The sequence below is a fragment of the Paucibacter sp. KCTC 42545 genome (genome assembly GCF_001477625.1).
Taxonomy (GTDB): Bacteria; Pseudomonadota; Gammaproteobacteria; order Burkholderiales; family Burkholderiaceae_C; genus Paucibacter_A.
On sequence record NZ_CP013692.1, the window covers coordinates 3,263,408 to 3,287,917 of the forward strand.

19 protein-coding genes, 1 other RNA gene and 1 pseudogene are annotated in these 24,510 nt (G+C 64.2%); 2 read left to right on the forward strand and 19 right to left on the reverse strand.

The window, feature by feature from the left end; genetic code table 11:
• Nucleotides 1-3: 3 nt before the first annotated feature.
• From AT984_RS14170 to mraZ, 12 genes are read right to left on the reverse strand one after another with little or no spacing between them, the layout of a single operon-like run.
• Nucleotides 4-987, reverse strand: coding sequence for a D-alanine--D-alanine ligase (locus AT984_RS14170; protein ID WP_058720647.1), 984 nt, complete (start codon nucleotides 985-987; stop codon nucleotides 4-6).
• Complete coding sequence (gene murC, locus AT984_RS14175) at nucleotides 984-2,420, reverse strand: UDP-N-acetylmuramate--L-alanine ligase (RefSeq protein WP_058720648.1); 1,437 nt, start codon at nucleotides 2,418-2,420, stop codon at nucleotides 984-986. Before murC ends, AT984_RS14170 begins: the two co-directional genes overlap by 4 nt.
• Complete coding sequence (gene murG, locus AT984_RS14180; protein ID WP_058720649.1) at nucleotides 2,417-3,505, reverse strand: undecaprenyldiphospho-muramoylpentapeptide beta-N-acetylglucosaminyltransferase; 1,089 nt, start codon at nucleotides 3,503-3,505, stop codon at nucleotides 2,417-2,419. The genes murC and murG overlap by 4 nt, the downstream gene beginning before the upstream one ends.
• Nucleotides 3,502-4,770 carry a putative lipid II flippase FtsW gene (gene ftsW / locus AT984_RS14185; protein WP_058720650.1) on the reverse strand — a complete coding sequence of 423 codons (1,269 nt, stop codon included), beginning with the start codon at nucleotides 4,768-4,770 and terminating at the stop codon, nucleotides 3,502-3,504. The genes murG and ftsW overlap by 4 nt, the downstream gene beginning before the upstream one ends.
• Nucleotides 4,767-6,656: a UDP-N-acetylmuramoyl-L-alanine--D-glutamate ligase gene (gene murD / locus AT984_RS14190; protein WP_058720651.1), complete on the reverse strand. Its 1,890-nt coding sequence runs from the start codon at nucleotides 6,654-6,656 to the stop codon at nucleotides 4,767-4,769. Before murD ends, ftsW begins: the two co-directional genes overlap by 4 nt.
• Nucleotides 6,657-6,662: 6 nt before the next feature.
• Entirely contained in the window at nucleotides 6,663-7,841 is a 1,179-nt protein-coding gene (gene mraY, locus AT984_RS14195; protein WP_058720652.1) for a phospho-N-acetylmuramoyl-pentapeptide-transferase, read from the reverse strand.
• Nucleotides 7,831-9,261, reverse strand: coding sequence for a UDP-N-acetylmuramoyl-tripeptide--D-alanyl-D-alanine ligase (locus AT984_RS14200; RefSeq protein ID WP_058722335.1), 1,431 nt, complete (start codon nucleotides 9,259-9,261; stop codon nucleotides 7,831-7,833). The genes mraY and AT984_RS14200 overlap by 11 nt, the downstream gene beginning before the upstream one ends.
• A 20-nt stretch (nucleotides 9,262-9,281) precedes the next feature.
• A complete protein-coding gene (locus AT984_RS14205) occupies nucleotides 9,282-10,799 on the reverse strand; it encodes a UDP-N-acetylmuramoyl-L-alanyl-D-glutamate--2,6-diaminopimelate ligase (RefSeq protein ID WP_058720653.1) in 1,518 nt (505 codons plus the stop codon).
• Nucleotides 10,800-10,806: 7 nt separating this feature from the next.
• On the reverse strand, nucleotides 10,807-12,609 hold the full coding sequence (locus tag AT984_RS14210) for a peptidoglycan D,D-transpeptidase FtsI family protein (RefSeq protein WP_058720654.1): 1,803 nt from the start codon (nucleotides 12,607-12,609) through the stop codon (nucleotides 10,807-10,809).
• The gene (gene ftsL, locus AT984_RS14215; RefSeq protein WP_058720655.1) at nucleotides 12,606-12,902 is read right to left on the reverse strand and encodes a cell division protein FtsL; all 297 of its coding nucleotides are present in this window, start codon (nucleotides 12,900-12,902) and stop codon (nucleotides 12,606-12,608) included. Before ftsL ends, AT984_RS14210 begins: the two co-directional genes overlap by 4 nt.
• Nucleotides 12,903-12,905: 3 nt before the next feature.
• Nucleotides 12,906-13,892 (reverse strand): 16S rRNA (cytosine(1402)-N(4))-methyltransferase RsmH, encoded by a 987-nt coding sequence (gene rsmH, locus AT984_RS14220; protein ID WP_058720656.1) that lies wholly within the window; start codon nucleotides 13,890-13,892, stop codon nucleotides 12,906-12,908.
• Nucleotides 13,892-14,320, reverse strand: coding sequence for a division/cell wall cluster transcriptional repressor MraZ (mraZ, locus tag AT984_RS14225; protein ID WP_058722336.1), 429 nt, complete (start codon nucleotides 14,318-14,320; stop codon nucleotides 13,892-13,894). The genes rsmH and mraZ overlap by 1 nt, the downstream gene beginning before the upstream one ends.
• 412 nt (nucleotides 14,321-14,732) lie before the next feature.
• Between mraZ and AT984_RS14230 the strand changes: the two genes are divergently transcribed.
• Nucleotides 14,733-17,159, forward strand: coding sequence for a hybrid sensor histidine kinase/response regulator (locus AT984_RS14230; protein WP_058720657.1), 2,427 nt, complete (start codon nucleotides 14,733-14,735; stop codon nucleotides 17,157-17,159).
• Between the two features lie 98 nt (nucleotides 17,160-17,257).
• On the opposite strand, the gene AT984_RS14235 is transcribed toward AT984_RS14230, so the two are convergent.
• The 3 genes from AT984_RS14235 to rnpB form a co-directional block, all read right to left on the reverse strand.
• On the reverse strand, nucleotides 17,258-18,289 hold the full coding sequence (locus tag AT984_RS14235; RefSeq protein WP_082680034.1) for a carbonic anhydrase: 1,032 nt from the start codon (nucleotides 18,287-18,289) through the stop codon (nucleotides 17,258-17,260).
• Nucleotides 18,290-18,380: 91 nt separating this feature from the next.
• Nucleotides 18,381-19,598 carry a multidrug effflux MFS transporter gene (locus tag AT984_RS14240; protein ID WP_058720658.1) on the reverse strand — a complete coding sequence of 406 codons (1,218 nt, stop codon included), beginning with the start codon at nucleotides 19,596-19,598 and terminating at the stop codon, nucleotides 18,381-18,383.
• A gap of 111 nt (nucleotides 19,599-19,709) precedes the next feature.
• Nucleotides 19,710-20,082: RNase P RNA component class A (rnpB, locus tag AT984_RS22255), an RNA gene on the reverse strand.
• Nucleotides 20,083-20,103: 21 nt separating this feature from the next.
• Here rnpB and alkB point away from each other — a divergent pair.
• On the forward strand, nucleotides 20,104-20,742 hold the full coding sequence (gene alkB / locus AT984_RS14245; protein ID WP_058720659.1) for a DNA oxidative demethylase AlkB: 639 nt from the start codon (nucleotides 20,104-20,106) through the stop codon (nucleotides 20,740-20,742).
• Between the two features lie 12 nt (nucleotides 20,743-20,754).
• On the opposite strand, the gene AT984_RS14250 is transcribed toward alkB, so the two are convergent.
• The 4 genes and pseudogenes from AT984_RS14250 to AT984_RS23600 all read right to left on the reverse strand — a co-directional run.
• A complete protein-coding gene (locus AT984_RS14250; RefSeq protein ID WP_058720660.1) occupies nucleotides 20,755-21,675 on the reverse strand; it encodes a DUF2145 domain-containing protein in 921 nt (306 codons plus the stop codon).
• On the reverse strand, nucleotides 21,675-22,157 hold the full coding sequence (locus tag AT984_RS14255) for a hypothetical protein (RefSeq protein WP_058720661.1): 483 nt from the start codon (nucleotides 22,155-22,157) through the stop codon (nucleotides 21,675-21,677). The genes AT984_RS14250 and AT984_RS14255 overlap by 1 nt, the downstream gene beginning before the upstream one ends.
• A gap of 136 nt (nucleotides 22,158-22,293) precedes the next feature.
• Nucleotides 22,294-23,115: a prolyl oligopeptidase family serine peptidase gene (locus AT984_RS23595; protein ID WP_335338591.1), complete on the reverse strand. Its 822-nt coding sequence runs from the start codon at nucleotides 23,113-23,115 to the stop codon at nucleotides 22,294-22,296.
• Nucleotides 23,116-23,262: 147 nt separating this feature from the next.
• Nucleotides 23,263-24,474: pseudogene (locus AT984_RS23600) on the reverse strand (hypothetical protein); the annotation flags it as partial.
• Nucleotides 24,475-24,510 lie beyond the last annotated feature (36 nt).

Sequence of the window (24,510 nt, forward strand, 5' to 3'; positions counted from 1 at the left end):
CGCTCAGGCCTTGGCGGCGTTGACATGATCCAGGCGCGCTTGTGACAAGAGCCACAGGCACAGCTGGGGATAGGAAATGCCGGCCGCTTTGGCCGACACCGGCACCAGGGAATGCGAGGTCATGCCCGGCGAGGTGTTCATTTCCAGCAGGAAAGGTTTGCCATCGCTCTTGCGCAACATCAAATCGGCCCGGCCCCAGCCCCGGCAGCCCAGCGAGCGATACGCCGCCAGCACCAGGGCTTGAATCTCCTGCTCTTGCGTCGGGCTCAGCGAGCCAACCACATAGCGGGTGGTGTCGGTGAAGTATTTGTTCTGGTAGTTGTAGTCACCGTGGTCGGCTTCGATGCGCACGGTGGGCAGGGCAAATGCCGCCTCGCCCTCGCCCAGCACCGGGCAGGTCAGCTCGGGGCCGTCGATGAATTCTTCGCAGAGGATCTCATCGTCGTAGCGGGCGGCCAGATTGACGGCGTCGAGCATTTGCGAATAGCCCTCGACCTTGCTCGCGCCAATGCTGGAGCCTTCATGCGGCGGCTTCACAAACACCGGCAGACCCAGCTCATCGGGAATCGTCATGCAGCGCTCGCGCGAAATCTCGCTGCGCTTGAGCTTGAGGTAGCGCGGCGTGTTCAGGCCGTCGGCCAGCCACAGGCGCTTGGTGGTGATCTTGTCCATGGCCATGGCCGAGGCCATCACGCCCGAACCGGTATAGGGAATGCCCAGCAATTCCAGCGCGCCTTGCACGCTGCCGTCTTCACCGCCGCGGCCATGCAGGGCGATGAAGCAGCGCTCAAAGCCTTCATGCTTGAGCTCGCTCAGCTCGCGCTCGGCCGGGTCGAAGGGATGGGCGTCCACACCGGCGCCGCGCAAAGCAGCCAGCACGCCGGGGCCGGACATGGTCAGCGACACCTCGCGTTCGGCCGAGGTTCCACCCATCAGCACCGCCACTTTGCCCAGCGATTGGGGGTCAATATTCAAATCGAGCTTCATGCCAGCAGGCCCCCTGCTTTCTTAGTCAACAACAATTCCACCGTGGCGGCAGGCACGGCGCCAATCGAGCCCGCCCCCATCACGATCACCACATCGCCAGCGCGCGAAGCCTGTGCGATGGCCTGAGGCATCTCCGCCACCTCATCTACAAACACCGGCTCCAGCTTGCCGGCCACGCGCAGGGCGCGCACCAAGGCGCGGCCGTCGGCAGCCACGATGGGTGACTCACCGGCCGAATAGACCTCGGTCAACAGCACCGCATCCGCCAGCGACATGACCTTGACGAAGTCCTCAAAGCAATCACGCGTGCGGGTGTAGCGGTGCGGCTGGAAGGCCAAAACCAAGCGGCGGCCGGGGAAGGCGCCGCGCGCAGCGGCAATCACCGCCGCCATTTCCACCGGGTGGTGGCCGTAGTCATCGATCAGGGTGAACTGGCCGTCGCCCTGCGCGGCGGGCAAATCACCGTAGCGCTGGAAGCGCCGGCCCACGCCGCCGAACTTGGCCAGCGCGGCCACGATGGGCTCGTCCGCCAACTCCAGCTCGGTCGCCACCGCGATGGCGGCCAACGCGTTCAAGACGTTGTGCATGCCGGCCAGATTCAGTGTCACTTCCAAAGCAGGCAAGGCCTGACCCCGGCTGAACTGGCGCTGCACTGTGAAGCGCATCTGGCCGCCGGCCAGCGCCTGCACATCCACCGCGCGAACCTGGTTGCCTTCAGCAAAACCGTAGCTGATCACCGGGCGCGAGAGCAGCGGCATGATGGAGCGCACACCCGCATCGTCGCCACACAGAATCGCCGCGCCGTAGAAAGGCATGCGGTGCAGAAACTCCACAAACGCCGCCTTCAGCTTGGCGAAGTCATGGCCATAGGTTTCCATATGGTCGGCGTCGATATTGGTGACGACGGCCAGCATGGGCAATAGGTTCAGGAAAGACGCGTCGGACTCATCCGCCTCAACGACGATGTACTCGCCCGAACCCAGGCGCGAATTGGCACCCGCGCTCATCAGCTTGCCGCCAATCACAAAGGTCGGGTCCACGCCGGCTTCGCCCAGCACCGCCGTGACCAGCGAGGTCGTGGTGGTCTTGCCATGCGTGCCGGCAATCGCAATGCCTTTTTTCAGGCGCATCAACTCGGCCAGCATGACGGCGCGCTGCACCACCGGAATCTGCTGGGCGCGGGCGGCGATGACTTCGGGGTTGTCGGACTTGACCGCCGTTGAGGTGACCAACACTTGCGCACCCGCGATGTGCGCGGCTGCATGGCCGATATGGATTTGCAGGCCCAAGCTGGCCAGGCGCTGCGCGGTGGCGCTATCGCTTTGGTCGGAGCCCGAGACGGTGTAGCCCAGGTTGTGCAGGATCTCGGCGATGCCGCTCATGCCGGCGCCGCCGACGCCAACAAAATGGATGTGCTGAATGGCGTGCTTCATGTCTTGCTCACCAAGGCTTCGATCTCATCGGCCACGCGGCTGGCCGCACGCGGGCGCGCCAGCTGACGCGCGCGCTGGGCCATTTGCAGCAAGGACGCGCGGTCCTGGCTCTTCAGAATTTCAAACAAACTTTGCGGATTCATGTCTTCTTGCGGCATATGGATGGCCGCCGCGTGTTGGGCCATGAATTGGGCGTTGTCTCGCTGATGCGAGGTGGTGCTGACCACCAGGGGCACCAAGACGCTGGGCAGGCCGGCAGCGCACAGCTCGCTGACCGTCACCGCGCCGGCGCGGCAGATGATCAAGTCCGCCGCCGCCAATTGCGCGGCCATATTGTCGATGAAGGGCAGCAGCTCAAAGCCAGTTTCCAGGCCTGCGGCGCGATAAGCCTGCTGCACCGCGGCCAGATTGGCTTGGCCCGTTTGATGCACAACCAGCGGCCGCTCGGCCTCGGGCCACAAGGCCAAGGCCTTAGGCACAGCTTCGTTGATGGCACGCGCGCCCAGCGAGCCGCCCACCACCAAAATCTTCAAGCGACCTTGGCGGCCGGCGAAGCGCTGATCAGGTGAATCGAGCGCTTCAATCTCGGCCCGCACCGGGTTGCCGGTGACGACAGCCTTGGGCGTGCTGGCCGCGGCTGCGCCATCAAAGCCAAAAGCAATGCGGCGGGCGAAAGGCTTGAGGCTGGCATTGCTCAGCAACATGGCCGCATCGGCATTCACCAGCAGCAGCGGCTTGCCCGTCAACCAAGCCATCAAGCCGCCAGGGAAGCAAACATAGCCGCCCATGCCCAGCACCGCATCGGCGCTGCGCGTCACAAAAACTTGGCGGCTTTGCACAAAAGCCTGCACCAGCTTGAACACGCCCTTAACGGTGTGCATCAAGCCCTTGCCGCGCAGGCCGGCAAAGGCCAAGCGGTCAAGCGGGATGCCGGTGGGCGGCACCAGCTTGTTCTCCATGCCTTGCTCGGTGCCCATCCAGCTGACGCTCCAGCCGCGGCGCTTCATTTCCTCAGCCACAGCCAGACCGGGAATGATGTGGCCGCCGGTGCCGGCGGCCATGATGACCAAGTGCTTTGAACTCATGCGCGGCCTCCGCGCATGAGCTGTCTGTTCTCAATATCAATTCTCAACACCACGGCCAGGGCTACACAGTTCATCAAAATCGCCGAGCCTCCGAAACTCATCAAAGGCAAGGTCAGCCCCTTGGTGGGCAGTGCGCCCAGGTTCACGCCCATATTGATGAAGGCTTGGCCGCCCATCCAGATGCCGATGCCTTGGGCATACAGCCCGGCGAAAACGCGGTCCAGCGCGATGGCTTGGCGGCCGATGTGGAAGAGCCGGCGCGAGAGCCAGAAGAAGGCAATGATGACGATGGCCACGCCCACAAAGCCCAACTCCTCGCCAATCACCGCCAGCAAAAAGTCGGTATGCGCCTCGGGTAAGTAGTGCAGCTTTTCAACACTGGAACCCAGGCCCTGGCCGAACCATTCGCCGCGGCCCAGGGCGATCAAGGAATGCGTCAGCTGATAGGCCTTGCCCTGGGCGTACTTTTCATCCCAGGGGTTCAGATAGGCAAAGATGCGCTCGCGGCGGAAGTCACTCAAAGTGATCATCAGCGCGAAGGCGCCCAGGAGCACCACCACGATCAGGAAGAACATGCGGCCGTTCACGCCGCCCAGAAACAGAATGCCCATCGCAATGGCCGCGATCACGATGAAGGCGCCCATATCGGGCTGCGCCAAGAGCAGAACTGCGATCACCGCCAAGGCCACGGCCATGGGCCAGACGGCGCGGAAGAAGTTCTCCTTCACGTCCATCTTGCGCATCATGTAGCTGGCCGCGTACATGGCGATGGCGAACTTGGACAGCTCCGAAGGCTGGAAGTTCATCACCCCCAGCGGCAGCCAGCGCCGCGCGCCGTAGACGACCTTGCCCACATGCGGGATCAAGACCATGACCAGCAGCACCAGCGAGATCACAAACAACCAAGGTGCCCAGCGCTCCCAGTTGGCCACTGGAATCTGCACCACCAAAAGCGCGGCCACCAAGCCAAAAATCAGGCCGATGATGTGGCGCACTAGGAAATGCGTGGACTGATAGTTGGCAAAGCGGGGGTTGTCCGGCATCGCGATGGAGGCCGAATAAACCATCAGCAAGCCCAGGCCCATCAAGGCCAGCACCACCCAGATCAGCGTTAGGTCCAAGCCCTGCACACGCGTGGGCTGGCCGGCAGAGCTGGACACCCAGTCGCGCACCGGCACCTTTTCGGTCCCGGCGCCCTCCCCCTTGGCGAACACGCCACGCAGGCGCTCACCCAGGTTCTGCAGCAGGGCTTGGGCTTGGCTCATGCCGACAGACCTCGCTCGGCCGCCAACTCGTGCACGGCGGCCACAAACACTTCGGCACGGTGGCCGTAGTTGCGGAACATGTCCAGGCTGGCGCAAGCGGGGCTGAGCAAAACGCTGTCACCGGCCGTGGCTTGCGCCAAGCACCAGGCAGTGGCGGCTTCCAGCGTCTCGTGCGCTTGCATGGGCACGCCACTGTCCTGCAGGGCTGCGGCGATCTGCGCGCCGTCACGGCCGATCAAGGCGATGGCGCGCGCGTAACGCGTCACGCCAGCGGCCAGCGGGCTGAAGTCTTGGCCCTTGCCGTCGCCACCCAGAATCAGCACCAGCTTGGCCGGCGCGCGATCCGCGCCCAGGCCGGTGATGGCCGCCACGGTGGCGCCGACATTGGTGCCTTTGGAATCGTCGTAGAAGTCAATGCCATCGATGCTGGCCACATGCTCCACCCGGTGCGGCTCACCACGGTATTCGCGCAAACCATGCAGCATAGGGGCCAGTGCGCAACCCGCGGCCGTGGCCAGGGCCAGGGCGGCCAAAGCATTGGCGGCGTTATGGCGGCCACGCACGCGCAAGGCGTCTGCTGGCATCAGGCGTTGCAGGGTGATTTCTTCTTCCTCATCACCCTTCTTGCGCTTGATGGTTTCGTCCAACTCGCGGGCGCGAACCAACCAGGCCATGCCGCCTTCGTCCACCAGACCGAAGTCGCCGGGACGCTGCGGGGCATTCAGGCCAAAGCGCGCCACGCGGCGTGACACGGTCTTGGCTGCACGGCCACGGCCTTGTTTGACGACGATGCCGGCGGGCACCATGGCCTCCACCAACGGGTCGTCGCGGTTGATCACCATCAGGCCTTGCTCGCCGAAGATCTGGGCCTTGGCGCGCACATAGTCGGCCATATCGCCATGCCAGTCGAGGTGATCTTGGCTGATATTGAGCACGGTGGCGGCGGTGGGCTCGAAGCCTTTGACACCGTCGAGTTGGAAGCTGGACAGCTCCAGCACCCAAACCTCCGGCAGGAATTCGAACACCGGCCCCTTGGGCGGCGGCGGCTTGATCGGCAGCGGAGCTTCGTCCAGCAGGGCGTCAACCATTTCCATGGTGGTGGCTGCGGGTGCGGCAGCCACTGCTTCCGCTGCGGGCGCTTCTGACGCTTCGCTCGGGATGGACTCGGCAACCCCCTCAGCGGCCAAGGCTTCCACCACGGGCAAGGAAGTCGTAGCTTCATCAGTGCTGGCCAGAGCGGCGTCAGTCACTTCCACTGCGTCGCCAGCCTGCTCGGTGAGCTCAGGCACAGCTTCCGCCTCGGCAGCGAGTTCGCCTTCTGCGGCAACTTCTGCCTCAGGCGCCTCCGCCGGCACTGGCTCAGGCAGCGGCTCTTGATCCAGCGCCACGCTCAGCGTGGTCAACATGCTGGGCCCAATATTGCCGGCCACGGCCACGCGTTTGCCGGCGCGCTCGGCCAGCAAGGCGGTCATGCAAGTGGTGGTGGTCTTGCCATTGGTGCCGGTGATGGCCAGCAGCGCCGGCGCGTACTGGCGCTGCGCTTTCAAATCGGCCAGGGCCTGCACGAACAAATCCAGCTCGCCCTGCACCGGCACGCCGGTCTGGCGGGCCAGGTTCAGCAAGGGCGCGATGCGCGGGTCGCGCGGCGACAGGCCGGGGCTCTTCAGCACCAGGCCCACGCCTTGCAGCTCGGTCACAGCCAACTCACCGCTGAAGAAGCGCGCTTCGGGCAGGACCGCCTGCATGGCCGCCAACTGAGGGGGCGCGGCGCGCGAGTCCCAGACCCGCACGCTCGCACCCAAACGCGCCACCCAAACAGCCATGGCCAGGCCCGAGTCTCCCAGACCGAGCACCAATACCGTTTGAGCTTGCAGCTTCTTGTTCATCACGGATTACCGCAGCTTCAGACTGGCCAAGCCAATCAGGCACAAGAGCATGGTGATGATCCAGAAACGCACCACGACCTGCGTTTCCTTCCAGCCCGACTTTTCGAAATGGTGGTGCAGCGGCGCCATCTTGAAGATGCGCCGACCGGTGCCGTATTTCTTTTTGGTGTACTTGAACCACGTCACCTGCAGCATCACCGACAAGACTTCAGCGACGAAGATGCCGCCCATGATGCCCAGCAGAATTTCCTGACGGGTGATGACCGCCATGGTGCCCAGCGCGCCGCCCAGCGACAGCGCGCCCACATCGCCCATGAAGACCTGGGCCGGATGGGCGTTGAACCACAGAAAGGCAAGACCTGCTCCCGCCATTGCGGCGCAGAAGATCAGCAACTCACCGGCGCCGGGAATATAGGGCAGCAAGAGATATTTGGAGAACACCGAAGAGCCGGTCAGGTAGGCGAACAGGCCCAAGACGGAGCCCACCATCACCACCGGCATGATGGCCAGGCCGTCCAGACCGTCGGTGAAGTTCACCGCATTGCTGGTGCCGACGATGACGAAGTAGCTCAGGCCGATGAAGCCGAACACGCCCAGCGGATAGCTGACGGTTTTGAAGAAAGGCACGATCAAGTCGGCACGCGGCGGCAGGTCGGTGGAAAAGCCACTGCTGATCCAGCGGAAGAAGAGCTGAACGACGCCCAGGAAGGAGGTCTCCGACACGCTGAAAGCCAGGTACAGCGCCGCAATCAGGCCGATCAGCGACTGCCAGAAGAACTTTTCGCGGCTGCGCATGCCTTCGGGGTTTTTGTCGACCACCTTGCGCCAGTCGTCCACCCAGCCGACCGCGCCAAAGCCCAGCGTCACCACCATCACCACCCAGACGAAGCGGTTGCTCCAGTCAAACCACAGCAGGGTCGACACGGCAATGCCGATCAGAATCAGCACACCGCCCATGGTGGGTGTGCCGTTCTTGGCCAGATGCTGCTGAATGCCGTACTCGCGGATGGGCTGGCCGATCTTCATCTCGGTCAGGCGGCGAATCACCCAGGGGCCAAAAGCCAGGCCGATCAGCAAGGCCGTCATGGCCGCCATCACAGCACGGAAGGTGATGTAGGAAAAGACGCGCAGAAATCCCAGGTCGGGATATTGACTCAGCAGCCATTGGGCCAGGCTATGCAGCATCGCTGCCTCCTTCTTCTTGTTCTTGTTTTGAAATTTGCTGCAAAGCCAGCACCAGCTGCTCCATGCGCATGAAGCGCGAGCCCTTGACCAAAATGTTCTGCACCACTGGGCCTTGGCTCAGCTCCGCTTGCAGTTCAGGCACGGTGGCGAAGGCGCGCGCGCTCGGGCCAAAAGCCTTGGCGGCATCGGCCGCGGCCGCGCCCGCCGTCCACAAATGCTGCAAGCCGCGCTGAGCGGCATAAGCACCCACCTCGGCGTGGAAGGCCGGGCCTTGATCGCCCACCTCGCCCATATCGCCCAGCATCAGCCAGGAGACGCCAGGCAGATCGGCCAGCACATCAATCGCGGCGCGCACGCTATCGGGGTTGGCGTTATAGCTGTCGTCGATCAAATTGACAGCCCCGCCCTGCCAGCGCAGCTGGCTGAGTTGCGAGCGGCCCTTGACGGCACGGAAGTCCTCCAGGCCGCGCACGATCACCGCCAGTGGCGCACCGGCGGCCAAGGCGCAGGCCGTGGCCGCCAAAGCGTTGCGCACATTGTGCTGACCAGCCAGGCCCAGGGCCACCGGGGCGATACCTGCCGGCGTGTGCAATTCCAGCGCCCAATGCCCGCCGCTCAAGCCGGCGTCCATCCACGTGGCACGGCCGGTGACATCGGCCTCGCCTTGCAGGGCGAAACTCAAGTGCGGGCGGCTGCCAGCCAACTCGGCCCAGATCGGCGCGCAGGCATCGTCGGCCGGAAACACGGCCACGCCGCTGGCGCCCAGCGCGTTGATGGCCTCGCCGTTCTCGCGGGCGGCGGCCTCCACCGTTTGCATGAATTCCTGATGCTCACGCTGGGCGTTATTGACCAAGGCCACGGTGGGTCGGGCCATGGCGGCCAGCGGAGCGATTTCGCCGGGGTGGTTCATGCCCAGCTCGACCACGGCGGCCTTGTGGAACACCGACTCATCCTGGCGCAAGCGCAGCAGAGTCAGGGGCACGCCGATATCGTTGTTGTAATTGCCCACGGTCGCCAGCGCCGAAGCGCCATGCCAAGCGCGCAAGATGCTGGCCAGCATCTGCGTCACCGTGGTCTTGCCATTGCTGCCGGTGACTGCAATCAGCGGCAGTTCCTGGCGGGCGCGCCAGGCTTGGGCCAGCAAGCCCAAAGCGGCCTTGGCATCCGGCACCTCGATGCCGGGCAAGCCAGCAGCGGCCAGGCCACGCTCAGCCAGGGCCGCGACAGCACCGGCTGCAGCCGCCTGGGGAAGGAAGTCATTCGCATCGAAACGCTCGCCACGCAGGGCCACGAACAAATCGCCGGCAGCCAGGCTGCGGCTGTCGCTGTGGACGCGCTGAATGCTCAGCTCGGGCGAGCCGAACAGGCGCGCCTGCGGCACGAGCGGCAGCAGCAGCTGATGGGCCTGACCCAGGGTCATCAAGAAGTCATGCCCAGCGCTCACAGCCCGGCCCTCAGGATCAGCGCCGCGCGGGCTTCTTCCACATCGGAGAAATGCTCGCGCACACCGGCCACTTCCTGATAGTCCTCATGGCCCTTGCCGGCGACCAGAATCACATCGCGGCAGCCGGCTTGCTGCACCGCCTGGGCGATGGCAGCGCGGCGATCGGTAATCTGTTGATGGGCGGCGTTAGGGGCACTCTCACCTAACCCACCAACAATGTCGGCCAGCACGGCTTCCGGCGCCTCATGGCGCGGATTGTCGCTGGTGAACACCACCTGGTCGGCCAAGCGGGCCGCAATCGCGCCCATCAGCGGGCGCTTGCTGCGGTCGCGGTTGCCGCCGCAGCCAAACACCACCGCCAATTGCCCACTGCGGGCAGCGGCCAGTGGGCGCAGAGCTTGCAGGGCTTTGTCCAGGGCATCGGGCGTGTGGGCGTAGTCGACCACCAATTGCGGCAACTCCGTGCCGTTGCCGACGCGCTGCATGCGGCCCGGCACCGGCGTCACCAAAGCGGCCACGCGGGCGACCTCGGCCAGCGGGTGACCCAGGGCGCGCAGGCCGCCAATCACGGCCAGCAGATTGGCAATGTTGTATTCACCGATCAAGCCTGTTTCCAACAATAGCGACTCGGCCGTGCCTTGCTCGCGCAAGGTGAAAGCCAGGCCGCCGGCGCGGTAATGCAGGTCGTGGGCTGACAGGCGCGCGGCATCGCTGCCCAGGGCATAGGTCCACAGGTCCAGCTTGCCAGCCAGCTCGGCGGCCAGTTCCACACCCTTGGGGTCATCCAGATTCAGCACAGCGGCTTGCAGGCCGGGCCAGTCGAACAGCTCGCGCTTGGCCGCCCAGTAGGCATCCATGCTGCCGTGATAGTCCAGATGGTCTTGGGTGAAATTGGTGAACAGGGCCACGCGAATGGCGGTGCCATCCAGGCGATGCTCTTTCAAACCGATGCTGGACGCCTCGATGGCGCAGGCGCTGAAGCCCTGCTCAGCCATGCGGCGAAAGCCCTGCTGCAACAGCACGGGGTCAGGTGTTGTCAGGCCGGTGTATTCAATTTGCGCGGGGGCCGCATTGCCAGGCACGGGCGGTTGGCCGACGCCCAAGGTGCCGACCACGCCGCAGCGCAGGCCCAGCAAGCTCAGGGCTTGCGCGGTCCACCAGGCGGTGGAGGTCTTGCCATTGGTGCCGGTGCTGGCGATCACGCTCAAGGCCTGGGCCGGCTGGCCGTAATACGCGGCGGCGATCAGGCCGGTCTTGCTTTTCAGCCCCGGCAAGGAAGCCACGCGGGCATCCACAAAAGCGTAGGGCTCGACACCATCGTCTTCCACCAGGCAGGTGGAGGCGCCGGCCGCCAGGGCCTGAGCGACGAACTCACGGCCATCGCGCGCATAGCCGGGCCAGGCGATGAAGGCATCACCCGGCTGCACGGCGCGGCTGTCGGTGCGCAGGGCACCGGTGGTCCACTCCTGCAGCCAGCGGGCGGCGGCCTCGGGGGATTTGAGTTTGGTCAGCATGATGTTCTTAGAAACTTTCTTCAACCGCGGCAGTCGCCTGCTGCTTGGCCACGATCTGCGGTTTGACTTCCAGATCGGGCTGCACGCCCATCAGGCGCAGGCTTTGCGACACCACCTGGCTGAACACCGGGCCGGCCACCGCGCCGCCGAAATAAACGCCGTTGCTGGGCTCGTCCACCATCACCGCCACCACGATGCGGGGCTTGCTGATGGGTGCGATGCCAACAAACCAGCTGCGATATTTATTGCCGGCGTAGCCCTTGCCTTCTTGCTTGTGCGCCGTGCCGGACTTGCCGCCCACGCTGTAGCCGCTGGCCATGGCCATGGGCGCGGTGCCGCCAGGGGCGGCTGCCATTTCCAGCATGTGGCGCACTTGCGCGGCCGTCTTGGGCGAGAACACCTTGATGCCCGCCACCTGCTCGCCACCGGGCTTGTGCATCATGGTGACGGGGATGATTTCGCCGTCGCGCGCGAAGATGGTGTAGGCGTGCGCCAGCTGGAACAGCGAGGCCGAGAGGCCATAGCCATAGGCCATGGTGGCCTGCTCAATCGGGCGCCAGCTCTTGTAAGGCCGCAGCTTGCCGGTAATCGCGCCAGGGAAATTGAGTTGCGGGCGTTGGCCCAGGCCGATGGCGGTGAACAGCTCATGCTGCTCGCGCGGCGGCATCATCATGGCCATCTTGACCACGCCGATATTGCTGGACTTCTGGATGATTTGCTCAACACTCAAGTCGCCATGCGGGTGGGCATCGGTAGGCGACCAGCCGCTGATATTGACGCTGCCTTTCGAAGTCGACAGCACCGTCTCGGGCTTGACGCGCCCGGTCTCCAGGGCCTGCGCGGCGATGAAGGGCTTCATGGTCGAGCCGGGCTCGAAGATGTCGGTCAGCGCGCGGTTGCGTAGCTGGGCGCCGCTCAAGTTCTTGCGCTCGCCGGGGTCGTAGCTGGGGAAGTTGGCCAGGGCCAGAACCTCGCCGGTTTGCACATCCAGCACCACCACCGAGCCGGCCTTGGCCTTGTTCTCGGCCACCGCATCACGGATGCGCTGATAGGCGAAGAACTGCACCTTAGAGTCCAGCGACAAATCGATGTCGCGGCCGTTCATGGCCGGGATGCGGTCGCCAATGTCTTCCACCACACGGCCTAAGCGGTCGCGCACGACCGAGCGCGAACCGTCGCGGCCCTGCAGGTCTTTTTGGAAGGCCAGCTCGATACCCTCTTGGCCACGCTCTTCGATATTGGTGAAGCCCACCACATGGGCGGCGGCCTCGCCTTCCGGGTACTTGCGCTTGTATTCGCGGTCGGCGAACACGCCCTTCAGGCCCAGGGCTTTGATGCCTTCAGCGGTCTGATCATCGGCCTGGCGACGCAACCAGACGAATTTGGTGGCAGGGTCGAGCTTGCGCTCCATCTCGGCGTTAGACCAGCCCAGGATTTTGGCCAGGGCACGGCGCTTCTCGGGGTCGGCATCGACCTCTTTGGGGATCGCCCAGAACGAGGGCACGGCCACGCTGGCTGCCAACACCTGGCCACTGCGGTCGATGATGCGGCCGCGGCTGGCCGGCAGCTCCACCGTGTGGGCGTAGCGGGCCTCGCCCTGCTTTTGATAAAACTCGGTGGCGATCACCTGCACATACAGGGCGCGGCCCAACAAGCCGGCAAAGGCCAAGCCCACCAGCGCCACCAGAAAGCGCGAACGCCAAGCCGGCGTCTTGGACGCCAGCAAGGGACTGGTGGAGTAGTTGACGCTGCGGGTGCTGAGCGAACGCGCTCCCGCCTCGGTTTTGCGCTTGGCGCCGGGCAGCTTCATTGGCTGACTCCTGGCTTGGCTGCTGCGGCTGGCGCCGTATCCAATTCCTGACTCATGCCCGGGGTGATGGCATGCATGCGCAGGCGCTCGCGGGCCACTTGCTCAACCCGCAGATTGGTGGCTTGGGCATGGCGCTCGGCTTGCAGGCGCTGGCCATCGGCTTCCAGGCGGCGACCTTCGGCCTGCGCGCGGTCCAACTCGGTGAACAAGAGGCGGGCGTCGTAAGCACTGCGCACCAGGGCCGTGCCACTGAAGAGCACCGCCAACAGGAGGATGAGGTTCCAGCGCCCCATGGCTTATTCGCTCCGACGGCGCTTTTTGTGATGCTCGACGGCCAAAGGCGCATCGGTGCGCTGAGCCACCCGCAAGACGGCCGAGCGTGCGCGCGGATTGGCAGCCACCTCAGCCTCGGAGGGCTTGATGCGCGCCAGCGCCGTCAAGGCCAAGGGCTTGGGCTCGGCGAACAAGGCGCGACGGTCGACCACATCTTTGCTGTGGCCGCCGATGAAGGTCTTGACGATGCGGTCTTCCAGCGAATGGAAGCTGATGATGGCCATGCGGCCACCCGGCGCCAGCAGGGCCAGGGTGGACTCGAGACCTTGCTTCAGTTCTTCCAGTTCGCCGTTGACGTGAATCCGAAGAGCTTGAAAGGTGCGCGTGGCGGGGTTCTGTCCCGCTTCCCGGGTCTTGACCGCACGAGCCACGACCTCGGACAGCTCATTGGTGCTTCCAACGGGACTCCCGCTTGTCCGGCGAGCAACAAGCGCCTTTGCAATCTGAACAGCAAACCGTTCTTCCCCATAGTCGCGTATGACCTCCGCAATCTGGCGCTCATCGGCGCGGGCCAGGAATTCCGCAGCACTTTCACCGCGGCTTGTGTCCATACGCATGTCCAGCGGGCCGTCGAAACGGAAGCTGAACCCACGCTCAGGGTTATCAATCTGCGGACTGGAGATACCCAGGTCCAGCAGCACGCCCTGCACTTGCTCAATGCCGCGCGCAGCCAGCTGCGCACGCATATCGGCAAAGCCGGAATGAATGATGGAAAAACGCGGATCGGTGATGCGCGACTCGCCTTCGGTGGCCGCGGCAATGGCCTCCAGATCGCGGTCGATGGCGATCAGGCGGCCGCGCTCCGACAGTTTGGACAGCAGCAGGCGCGAATGCCCGCCGCGCCCGAAGGTGCCATCCACATAGATGCCATCGGGGTCGGTCAGCACGCCATCCACGGTCTCATGCAAGAGCACGGTGGTATGGGAAAACTGGGCGGGATTGGTATCCATCAGAAGCTGAAATCCTTGAGTGCGTCAGGCAGCTCTGACTGCATGACTGCGGCTTCGTGTTGGGCGTGAGCGCCAGAATCCCAGAGTTCAAAGTGACTGCCCATGCCCAGCAGCATCACGTCGCGGGTGATGCCGGCGGCCGCACGCAGCTCGGGCGAAATCAATATGCGCGCTGCGCTGTCAATCTCCACATCCATGGCATTGCCCAGGAACACCCGCTTCCAACCGGCAGCCGACATGGGCAGCGCGGCGATACGGTCGCGGAAGTTTTCCCAGGCCGGGCGCGGGAAGACCATCAAGCAGCCTTCCGGGTGGCGGGTCACGGTCATCTGGCCGGCGCACAGCGCTTGCAAGACTTCGCGATGGCGTGTTGGGACGGCAAAGCGCCCCTTGGCATCCATTGCCAAGGACGAAGCCCCCTGAAACACAAAATTCGCCACGGCGACCCACCAAAGTACACTTTTCACCACTTTACTGATCGAACTTTGGCAGGTCAAGGCAATTCGTAAAAACTTCCAATGAAATCAAGCACTTAGAACAGCTTGCTGAGAAGATTTTTAAAACAAAATTCGTTCAAAAATAAGGACTTGCAAAGCTGTCTGCAAGTGGAAGATGAACTTAGCTGGTAACTCCTTACCCCCCTAATCCGGCGATAGACTCGCACCAAGCTGCCGAACCGCCGACGCTGCGCGCAACCGCCGCTTGTTGGTGAGAGGGGAAAGTTCACCGGCAAGCTCGCCAGCGGCCTGCCGCACACTGCAAAATGGCTTGCCGCGCTAGGCATGCCACCCGCAGCCAGGCAGGCCGAGACAAGAGCAAGGCGACAACCATGAGGCTTTTTTGAGCAGTAGCAAATCCTCTTCCTCGCTGTTTTTCGCGATCGCTTTGGGCGCCAGCGTCGGCCTGCTGCTTCCCGCGGTGGTGGTGGGCGGCCTTCTGGTCGGCTGGCGCGAATCGCAAGTCAGTGCCGCCAGCCAGCAAAGTGAACTCGAAGCCAAGCTCGATGTGCTGGCCAGCAGCCTGCCCGAGCTGCTGTGGAACCTCGACACCGTGGCGGCCCAGGAAGTGGTGCACGCCATCATGAAGTCGCCCGATGTGGTGCTGGTGCAGATCAGCGACCACTCGCAAGACAGCAACTTCGTGGACGTCAGCGATCCCTCGCGCCAGCAAGGCCAGTTGATCACGGGGGAGCGCGACATCATCCGCAATGGCGCCCATATCGGCCGCATCCGCATTCAGCTGGACGACTCCCTCAGCAAGGCCGCCTTATCCCGCCAGCGCTGGCTGTACGGCGCCACCGTGGGCGGGCAGTTGCTGGTCTCGCTGGCCTTGATTCTGTTTTTGCTGAACCGGCGCCTGCTCAGACCCCTGCATGGCCTGGGCACATTCGCCAACGATTTGGCGGAAGGCCGCTTTCAAGCCACGCTGGAGAACACCGGCCGCAGCGACGAGATCGGCCAGCTGGGCCAGCATCTGGAACATATGCGCGATGCGCTGCAAGAGCAGTTTGGCGCGCAGCGCGCCCTGATTGATCGCTTGCGCGGCATGGCGGAAACCGTGCCCGGCGTGGTGTTCCAGCTGCGCCTCAGTGCACGGGGTGAGTTCGCCTTCGAATACGTCAGCGAGGCGGTGGAGAAGTTCTTCCAGCTCAGCGCCGCCCAGCTGAGCTTGGATGCAGAGCGCTGGTTTGAGGGCATTCACGCCAGTGACCGCCAAATGGTGCGCGACAGCCTGCTGCAGTCGGCGCACGCCCTGACCCCCTGGCAGTTGGAGTTCCGCACCTACAACAAAGACGGCTCGGAGCGCTGGCTCTATGGCAATGCCATCGCCCAAGCGCTGATCCCGGATGGCGAGGGCGCTGCCGGCGACAGCGAAGCCGCAGGCGTGCTGTGGCATGGCTTCCTGACCGATATTTCGGCCCAGCGCCGCGATGCGCTGGAGCTGATGCGCTACCGCAATCATCTGGAAGAACTGGTGGAGGCCCGCACCGCCGAGCTGGCCGAGGCCAGCCAAGCAGCTCAAGCCGCCAGCCTGGCCAAGAGCGCGTTCCTGGCCAATATGAGCCATGAAATCCGCACGCCCATGAACGCCATCATTGGCTTGACCTATCTGGTTCAAAGCGAAGCCAAGGAACCCAAGCAGCAAGACCGGCTGCAAAAAGTGGCCGACGCCGCCGAGCATTTGCTTGGGGTGATCAACAACGTCCTGGACCTATCGAAAATCGAGGCGGGCAAGTTGCAGCTCCTCCATGCCGAATTCAACGTCAGCCAAGTGCTCGACGGCGTCGCCAGCATGCTCACCCAGCGCGCCGCCGACAAAGGCCTGCCACTGCAAGTGACGCTGGATGAAGCGCTGCGCAAGCAGGCTTTGCTGGGTGACTCGCAGCGCATTGCCGAGATCTTGCTCAACTTCGCCGGCAACGCCATCAAGTTCACCGACAGCGGTTTTGTCAAACTCAGCGCCCGCGTCTTGGACACGCAGAGCCGCCGCCTGACAGTCCGCTTTGAGGTGGAAGACAGCGGCATCGGCATCGCCGCCGATGCCTGCGCCCGCCTGTTCCAGGACTTCGAACAGGCCGACAGCTCCACCACCCGCCGCTACGGCGGCACCGGCCTGGGCTTGGCCATTTGCCGCCGCTTGGCCCACGCCATGGGCGGCGAAGTTGGCGTCAACAGCAAGCCCGGCCTGGGTAGTACCTTCTGGCTGGAATTGCAACTCGAGCAAACCGATATGCCTCTGACTCAAACAAAGCAACAAGAGCCCGGTTTCGATCTCTTGCAAGGTCTCGCCACCACCGTCACAGCGGGCCGGAGCCCCACCGTCAACAAGCATGCCGCGCGCGACGCGCTGGCCCCCTTCCGCGGCAGCCTGGTGCTGCTGGCCGAAGACAATGCGGTCAACCAGGAAGTTGCCATCGCCTTGCTGGGCAGCGCCGGCATTCAAGTCGATGTGGCCGGCGACGGCCAAGCCGCGCTGGACATGCTGAGCGACCCGAGCAAGCCTTACGCCCTGATCTTGATGGATGTGCAGATGCCGGTGATGGATGGCTTGGACGCCACCCGCGCCATCCGCCAGACCGAGCGCGGCCGCCATATCCCCATCCTGGCCATGACCGCCAACGCCTTCGCAGAGGAAAAGCAGCGCTGCCTGGACGTGGGCATGAATGACCATGTGGCCAAGCCCGTGGTGGCCGAGCAGCTGTTCACTACCTTGAAGCTGTGGCTGACGCGCAGCCAGGCACAGCAAGCCCAATCATCAGCGCCTTGAACTGAGCCGGGCTGAGGGCGCTCAAGCCAAGTCAGTCCCGTAGACAACAAGGCCGCACTCATCACGGCCTCGGCTGGCCGCTCGCTAGCCCTGCCCCATCAATTCCCCGCTGACGACTCCTTGATCAAACGCCCCGAGCCACTCTGGATCGGCCTGGCGTTCATCGGATACAGGCGCGAGAAGATATTGATCTGATTCATCGACAGCTGCACCGGCTGGCGCATCACCATCCACAACACACCCTCCGAGCAAGGCGGCGTGGTCAGCGAACCCATATAGGTGTAGTAGCCGCGATCCTCGGGCAACAGCTGGTTCAGGTCGATGCTGACCTGGGCCGCCAGAGCCTCGTTTTTCTCCAGCGGCAGGTTGTTCCAGATGGTCTGGATCAGCGCCTGATCGCGGCCACGCTCCAGCAGCACCGCCACTACGCCCAGCTTGCCCTCGGCATCCTTGTGCACCAGATGGGCCACCATATCGAACTGGCGGCCGTTGATGCGTTCTTCGCTGGGGCGATGGAAATGGAATTGCAGCAGCTCAAAGCGCCGCCCCATGATTTGCAGCGAATTGCCCGGCGCCACATTGACCTGCACGGTGTGGCCGTTGTCCAGCACCGAGAAGTTGCTGGGCCGGTAATCGAACTGGATCTTCTCCAGGTCCACGCGAATGCCTTCGCGGATGTCGATGGGGCTTTGCCGCGTGCCCACGGCACAGGTGGCGAATTCCGGGTTCAAGGCGGCCCAGCGGTCGGGCGCGCCCTCGCCGGTATAGCCCCAATGCGCATGGGCGGCGGATTTGTCGCCATGCCCACCCTTCTCTGCGCCATCTGCTTTTTTGGCCCCGGCCTTACTCGCCTTGCCGCCGGCCTCTTCGCCCGGCTTGGGCTTGACCTTCAGGGCCCCTGCGCCGTCTTTATTGCTCAGCCGCTCGGCCAAGCGTTGGCGCAAGGCCTCCAGCGATTCTTCCTCCGCGCGTGCGGCGCGGGGCAGGCTCAGCAGCAAGGTGGCGCCCATCAACGCGGCCAGGGCGGCAGCGCTGATGCGGGTCCAGCGTGGCTTGAAACTGCGGGCGGTGGCGTGGCCTGGGCGCGCAGTCCGGCCTTGATCACACGCGTGGTAACTCTGTTCTTGCATTGGAAGCTCCAGGCCAAACCATGCGGCCTACCCTGGAGTCTTCGGAGCTTTGCGCCAATGCTTGAGCTGACTTAGGGCTTGTCAGGCCTCATTAGGCTTGCCCGGCGCTGATGTCCCGTTTGATCACCTGCCAAGAACCCAAGCCGATGCACATCAAGCCCATCGAGGCCAGCGCCAGCGCCAGCGTGCTGTGCATCACCAAAGGCGCCACCACCCCGGCCACCACGCCATTGGCGGCGCTGCCGATGCAGGCCTGCAGACTGGAGGCCAGGCCGCGCCGCTCGGGCACCTCATCAAGCACCAGCAGCGTCACCACCGGCACCATCAAAGCCCAACCAAAGGCGAAGGCGGAAATCACCGGCAAGGCCCAGAACGGGCTGGGCGGCAGCAGCAGATTGAGCGTCACGTTGATGATGGACATCACCCCCATGATGATGAAGCCATAGCGGATCTGCTGGCGCGGCCGCACCTTGCCGGCCAGGCGCCCGCTGAGCCAGGCGCCACCCATGATGCCGCCGATGGAGAAGCAGAAGAACCAGAAGAACTGCGTGGGTGCCAGGCCCAGATGCTCGCCCACAAACACCGGCGCGGCCAGCACATAGAGGAACATGCCGTTGAATGGAATGCCGCTGGCCAGCGCCAGCAGCATGAAGCGCCGGCTGGTGAGCAAGCGCCCGTACTCACGCATCAGCGGCCCCACGTGGAAAGGCTGGCGCGCCTGGGCATGCAAGGTTTCAGGCAGCAAGCGCCAGTTGGCGACGAAGAGGCTCGCACCAATCAGCACCAGAAACCAAAAAATCATGTGCCAGTCAAAGTGCACAAACAAAAAGCCGCCAATCATGGGCGCGATGGCCGGCGCTACGCCGAAGAAGATGGTCACCTGCGACATCACCCGCTGCGCTTCCGAGGGCGCAAACATATCGCGAATGATGGCCCGCGACACCACGATGCCAGCGCCTGCCGACATGCCCTGCACCGTGCGCCAGAACACCAGCTGGCCGATGCTGGTGGACAGGGCACACCCCACCGAGGCCAGCGTGAACGCCGCCATGCCCCACAGCACCACGGGCCGGCGGCCGAAGCTGTCCGACAAGGCGCCGTGGAACAGATTCATCAGGGCAAAGCCCAGCAAATAGCTCGACAGGGTCTGCTGCATCTGCACCGGCGTGGCACCCAGCGCACTGGCAATGCCGGAAAAAGCAGGCAGATAGGTATCGATCGAGAAGGGGCCGATCATGCCCAGGGCGGCCAACAAGACGGCCAAGGCCCAGCGCGGGGCGCGCCACAAACGACTGGCATCAGGATTCATAGCGGGGGCGGCAAGCCAGGCAGAAGTAAGGCAGCAGTGTAGCGATGCAGCCCCGAGGGCGCTGACATGCCAGTGACATGCCAAGCGCAGCAGGGCGAATCGGAAAATTAAGAGTGAAGCAAGTCGATAGGCCGGATTCTGTGCAGAACCGCGTTCTTGCGAACGCAATTCTGTGACCGCCATTCCTCTTGGCCGAGCATCACTGCCCGGCTCGGTGCCACCTACCCGCCAGCTCTGCGAGCCGCATCAATACTGGCCTACTTGGTGTTGCTGCGCGTAGAGATTGCCCGTTTCACCCGACCCCGGAGGCTGCGCTTCCGGTCCCGCAGCGCTTGCGCCCTGCACGTTTGATCGACTCGTCTCTGTTGCTCTAATCCTCGGCTCACGCCGGACAGCCGTTAGCTGCTACGCTGCTCTTTGCAGTCCGGACCTTCCTCCAGTGCCATGTTTCCATGCTCGCACCAGCGGCGGTCTGACTTGCTTCACCACGCCATTATCCCTCACGATGAACGCCAGCCTGTTTGACGAACCCGCCGTGCAAGCCATCGCACCCGGCGTGACGCTCGTGCGCGGCCTGGCTTTGCCAGTTGAAAAGCCCTTGCTCGACGCCATTGCCACGGTGCTCGACGCCGCGCCCTGGCGGCAAATGCAAACGCCGGGCGGGCAAAACATGGCCGTGTGGATGACGAATTGCGGGCCACTGGGTTGGGTATCGGATCGCGCCGGCTACCGCTATCAAGCCAGCGATCCGATCAGCGCCCTGCCCTGGCCGGCGCTGCCCGCCGCCTTCGCCGCACTGGCACATGAGGCCGCCGAACAAGCCGGTTATGCGGATTTCACGCCCGACGCCTGCCTGGTCAACCGCTACCTGCCCGGCACGCGGCTGAGCTTGCACCAAGACCGCGACGAGCAGGACTTCACGCAGCCCATCGTCTCGGTATCGCTGGGGCTGCCTGCCGTCTTTTTGTTGGGCGGCCTGAGCCGCAGCGACAAAACGGCTCGCCTGCCACTCAGCCATGGCGACGTACTGGTGTGGGGCGGCCCGGCGCGACTGCGCTTTCACGGCGTGATGCCGGTGGCTGAAGGGCAGCACCCAGCGCTGGGCGCTATGCGCATCAATCTGACTTTTCGCAAGGCCGGCTAAAGCCGCGCCGTACTAATTCAAAGCGATCACGCTGTCTTGCGGCTCGGCCACGCAGCCTTCTGCAATCGGCGCCCAGCCGCGGCGGATCACCACCTGTGTCTCGGTGTGACACATCTCCACCCGCTGCGCCCCGGGTGCCTGGGCCTGAATCAGCGCCTCGAGTGAGGACGGCATGCTGACGCGAAAGCGCAGCTGGGCCAAGTCTTCCTCGGGGTGGTCATCGCTGTGCACCCAAGGGATGAAGGCACCCAACCACATCATCGGGCGCCAGTTCACCGCCATCACGGTGGGCTGGTAGCCATTGCTTTTGAGCCAGTCCTGTGCCGCAGCACGGCTCTGCCCATCGGCGCCCTGGGCACCCTGGGCGCCCGCCCAGCTGGCCGCCAGCAGCTCCGCCACCCATTGATTGCAGTTTTGGTATTGCAGGCCAAAGGCGTAAGCGTTGGCGCTGTAGTTGGGGCTCAGCAGTTGCAGGCTGAGCGGCTTGTCAAGCGCAGCCCGCGCCACCTGCGCCGAGCGTTCCTCAGGCAAAAACACCAGGGACACATAGCCCAGCTTGGGGTCATTGGTGCCGAGCAAAAAGCCGGCCATGCCTTGGTCGTAAATGCGCGGCCGACCTTCATCGCAAGAGAAGTACAGCTGACGCACCGACCAGGGCGCGTTTTCGCTGTCGCGCAGGCTCAGGCCCGCATGGGAATAGCGTTGACCAAAGCGCGTCAGGTCCAGGCCCGAGCGCGAAATCAGCGCCATGCCTTGGCCGGATTGGCTCAGCTCGATCTTCACGATTTCGGTGAAGCGCAAGAGCTTGTCTTGCGCAGCCGCATTCATGGGCGCCTGACGTCCGCAATAACCCAGCAGATCGGCATGCGCGCTGGCTGAAACGGCCAGCGCCGCACACAGCAGCGCGGCCGCCCGCAGCCCCCGAATCCGCATCAAAGCGTGACGGGGTTGCTCTGCAGCTCTTTGAACCACTCGTCCCGCAGAACCAGGAAGAAGGCCTGCTGGGTGGTGGCCACGGCGAACTCCAGGCCATAGGCATGCTCACGCGCGCTCACGGTCTGGCCTTGCGCCAAGCGGCTTTTGTCCAGGGCTTGCTGGGGCAGCACCAGGGTGAACTCAGCGGCGGCCTGGCCATGCTGGGCCACAGCGGCCTGCAAGGTCATGCCCACCATGCCGGGCTGGCCGGGAATGGCCGCAACGTCGATGATTTTGTAATCACCTGCGGCCACCTTATTACCGCCGGTGGAGCTGTTGCTGGAGCCCTTGATGGAGTCAGACAAGCTGCCCACCGAGGTGCTGAGGCTGTCGGACACCGAGGACGTGGCCGAGCTGGCGGCCAGGCTGGAGAAGCTGGCGACACCCAGCGCCAATGCGGCGACGAGGCTGGCGGCGGTCTTGACGAATACTTGAGACATGCTGATTGCGTTTAGATGGTGATGGTGGGCCGAGGCCGAACGCCAGGCTGACGTTCGGCCACTGTTTGGCGCGCATATTAGCGCCCGGCCCTGGGGCCGGCGCGCAATCAAGCGTCAATCAACAGGCGATCAACCCTCAAGGCTTGGGCGCAAATGCCGCATCGCCGAACTGCCAGAGGAAGAAGCTCCACACATCGGCAGTCTCATCCAGGCGCTGCGAGACGCTGGAACCCATGCCGTGGCCGGCATCGAAGTCGATGCGCAGGAGGGTCGGCTTGCTCTTGTAGCTCTCCGGGTTGGCGGCCTGCAGGCGGGCGGCCAGCTTGGCCGGGATCCAGGCTTCCACGCGCGGATCATTGGCGCCTGTGGTGACCATCACCGCCGGATAGGCCTTGCCATCGACCACGCGGTGATAAGGGCTCAAGGCGTACATGCTCTTGAAGTGCACAGGGTTCGTCACCGTGCCGAACTCGGCCACATTGGGCGCGCCGTTCGGCGTGTTTTCCATGCGCAGCATGTCGGACAGGCCCACCGAGCTTTGCGCGGCGGCCAGCAGATCCGGCCGCTGGGTGATGGTGCCGCCAATCGTGATGCCGCCCGCGCTGCCGCCGGTGCCCGCCAGCTTGGACGTGCTGGTGTATTTGTTGGCGATCAACCATTCCGCGCACGCAATGAAGTCCGACACCGTGTTCTGCTTGGTGGCGATATAGCCACCCTGATGCCATTCTTCGCCCAGCTCACCGCCGCCCCGCACATGGCAGGTCGCCAGCACGCCGCCGCGCTCGATCCAGGCCAGACGGGTGGCGGCAAAACGCGGCTCCATGGTGATGCCGTAGGCACCGTAGCCGGTCAGCACCGTGGGGTGGGAGGCATCCAGCACCACATCCTTGGGCGCCACGATGGACAGCGGCACCATCACGCCGTCATGGCTCTTCACCATCACGCGCTTGGCCTGCATGCCGCTCACGTCCAGCGTGATCGGCTTTTGCACGGTCACCGGCTGCGGCGCAGCGCCCGGCTCGCGTGGGTTCAGCAACAGGCTTTGCGGCGCCTGGGTCCAGCCTTCCAGCAAGACCAGCAGCTTGCCGTCCTTCAGCGGGGCGATGCTGCGCAGCGTGCCCTCGAAAGGCAGGGCCACGGCCGCCGTCTTGCCGCTCTTGCGATCCACCCGCCAGAGCTTGCTCACGCCTGCGTCCAAGGCCTTCACATAGACCGCGTCTTCCGCCACTTCCAGGCTTTGCAGCACGCTGTCGCCGGCCGGCATCACGGTCTTGAACTTGGCATGTGCTTTGGCCAAATCCAGGCTAAGCAGTTGGCGGCGGGAGGCGGTTTTTTGCGTCAGGGCGTAAAGCGTATCGCCGGCCAAGGCGGCGGCAATGACCCGGTCTTCCGGCCGAATCACGCGGCGCCAGGGCGTGGCCGCACCCTTGAGTTGCTTGACGGGCGCCACCCAAAAGGAATGATCCACCGCGTCGCCATGCAGTACCTCGGCCAGGGCGAAGCTGGAGTCTTTGCTCAGGCGGAGATAGGGCAGATCAGGCAGCGCGAATTTCTGCTTGGGGCTAACTTGCCAGCCGATCAAGGCCTGATCCTTGGCATCGTTGTGGCCCAGCTTGTGCAAGAAGACGGCACTCTTGTTGTAGCGCTCGTCGGCGGGATGGCGGTTGTAGGCAAAGCCGGAGGAGTCCGGCAGCCAAGCCACGCCACCCTCGTTCAGGCCGGTGCGGTCAATCGCCTCGCTGAGGAATTTGCCGCTGGCCAGGTCCAGCACGCGCAGCACGCTGTTTTCCGAGCCGCCCTTGGACAAGCCCACCGCCAGCAATTTGCCGTTCGGCGCGGCGCTGTACCAATCGATGGCGTGATTGCCGGCTTCACCCGGCAGATTATTCGGGTCCAGCAGTTCGCGGTCGGCGCCGTTCAGGCCATCCCGCAGCCACAGCCGGGCCTGATTCTGGCCCGGTGCACGCTTCAAATAGAACAGCTTGCCGGCCACGATGTCGTAGCCGGCGGTGGACTCACCCGCATCCGAGAGCTTGACCAAGCGCTCACGCAAAGCCGCACGCCCCGGCAGCCGGGCCAGTTGTTCGGCCGCGTAAGCCGACTACGTCTTCATCCAAGCCTGGAATTCCGGCGCCTTCATATCCTCCATCCAGCGGTAGGAGTCGACCACTGCGGTGCCGTGATAGTTGTCGGTCACGGGCTTCTGCGGCGTGGCCGGATAGGGCTCAGCGGCTTGCGCCAGGGTCAGCAGGCTCAAGCTGGCAGCGGCCAGGATGCTCAGCTTGGAAACAGCTTTGAAGGTCGTCGAGGGTGTCATGAACAAACTTCCGTGGCGGCGCCGGGTCGGCGCGCA

Bases quoted from the DNA above. Each gene is read 5' to 3' on its own strand.
- AT984_RS14170 (WP_058720647.1), bottom strand. From the start codon at position 987: ATGAAGCTCGATTTGAATATTGACCCCCAATCGCTGGGCAAAGTGGCG.
- murC (WP_058720648.1), bottom strand. From the start codon at position 2,420: ATGAAGCACGCCATTCAGCACATCCATTTTGTTGGCGTCGGCGGCGCC.
- murG (WP_058720649.1), bottom strand. From the start codon at position 3,505: ATGAGTTCAAAGCACTTGGTCATCATGGCCGCCGGCACCGGCGGCCAC.
- ftsW (WP_058720650.1), bottom strand. From the start codon at position 4,770: ATGAGCCAAGCCCAAGCCCTGCTGCAGAACCTGGGTGAGCGCCTGCGT.
- murD (WP_058720651.1), bottom strand. From the start codon at position 6,656: ATGAACAAGAAGCTGCAAGCTCAAACGGTATTGGTGCTCGGTCTGGGA.
- mraY (WP_058720652.1), bottom strand. From the start codon at position 7,841: ATGCTGCATAGCCTGGCCCAATGGCTGCTGAGTCAATATCCCGACCTG.
- AT984_RS14200 (WP_058722335.1), bottom strand. From the start codon at position 9,261: ATGACCCTGGGTCAGGCCCATCAGCTGCTGCTGCCGCTCGTGCCGCAG.
- AT984_RS14205 (WP_058720653.1), bottom strand. From the start codon at position 10,799: ATGCTGACCAAACTCAAATCCCCCGAGGCCGCCGCCCGCTGGCTGCAG.
- AT984_RS14210 (WP_058720654.1), bottom strand. From the start codon at position 12,609: ATGAAGCTGCCCGGCGCCAAGCGCAAAACCGAGGCGGGAGCGCGTTCG.
- ftsL (WP_058720655.1), bottom strand. From the start codon at position 12,902: ATGGGGCGCTGGAACCTCATCCTCCTGTTGGCGGTGCTCTTCAGTGGC.
- rsmH (WP_058720656.1), bottom strand. From the start codon at position 13,892: ATGGATACCAATCCCGCCCAGTTTTCCCATACCACCGTGCTCTTGCAT.
- AT984_RS14235 (WP_082680034.1), bottom strand. From the start codon at position 18,289: ATGCAAGAACAGAGTTACCACGCGTGTGATCAAGGCCGGACTGCGCGC.
- AT984_RS14240 (WP_058720658.1), bottom strand. From the start codon at position 19,598: ATGAATCCTGATGCCAGTCGTTTGTGGCGCGCCCCGCGCTGGGCCTTG.
- alkB (WP_058720659.1), top strand. From the start codon at position 20,104: ATGAACGCCAGCCTGTTTGACGAACCCGCCGTGCAAGCCATCGCACCC.
- AT984_RS14250 (WP_058720660.1), bottom strand. From the start codon at position 21,675: ATGCGGATTCGGGGGCTGCGGGCGGCCGCGCTGCTGTGTGCGGCGCTG.
- AT984_RS14255 (WP_058720661.1), bottom strand. From the start codon at position 22,157: ATGTCTCAAGTATTCGTCAAGACCGCCGCCAGCCTCGTCGCCGCATTG.
- AT984_RS23595 (WP_335338591.1), bottom strand. From the start codon at position 23,115: ATGCAGGCCAAGCGCGTGATGGTGAAGAGCCATGACGGCGTGATGGTG.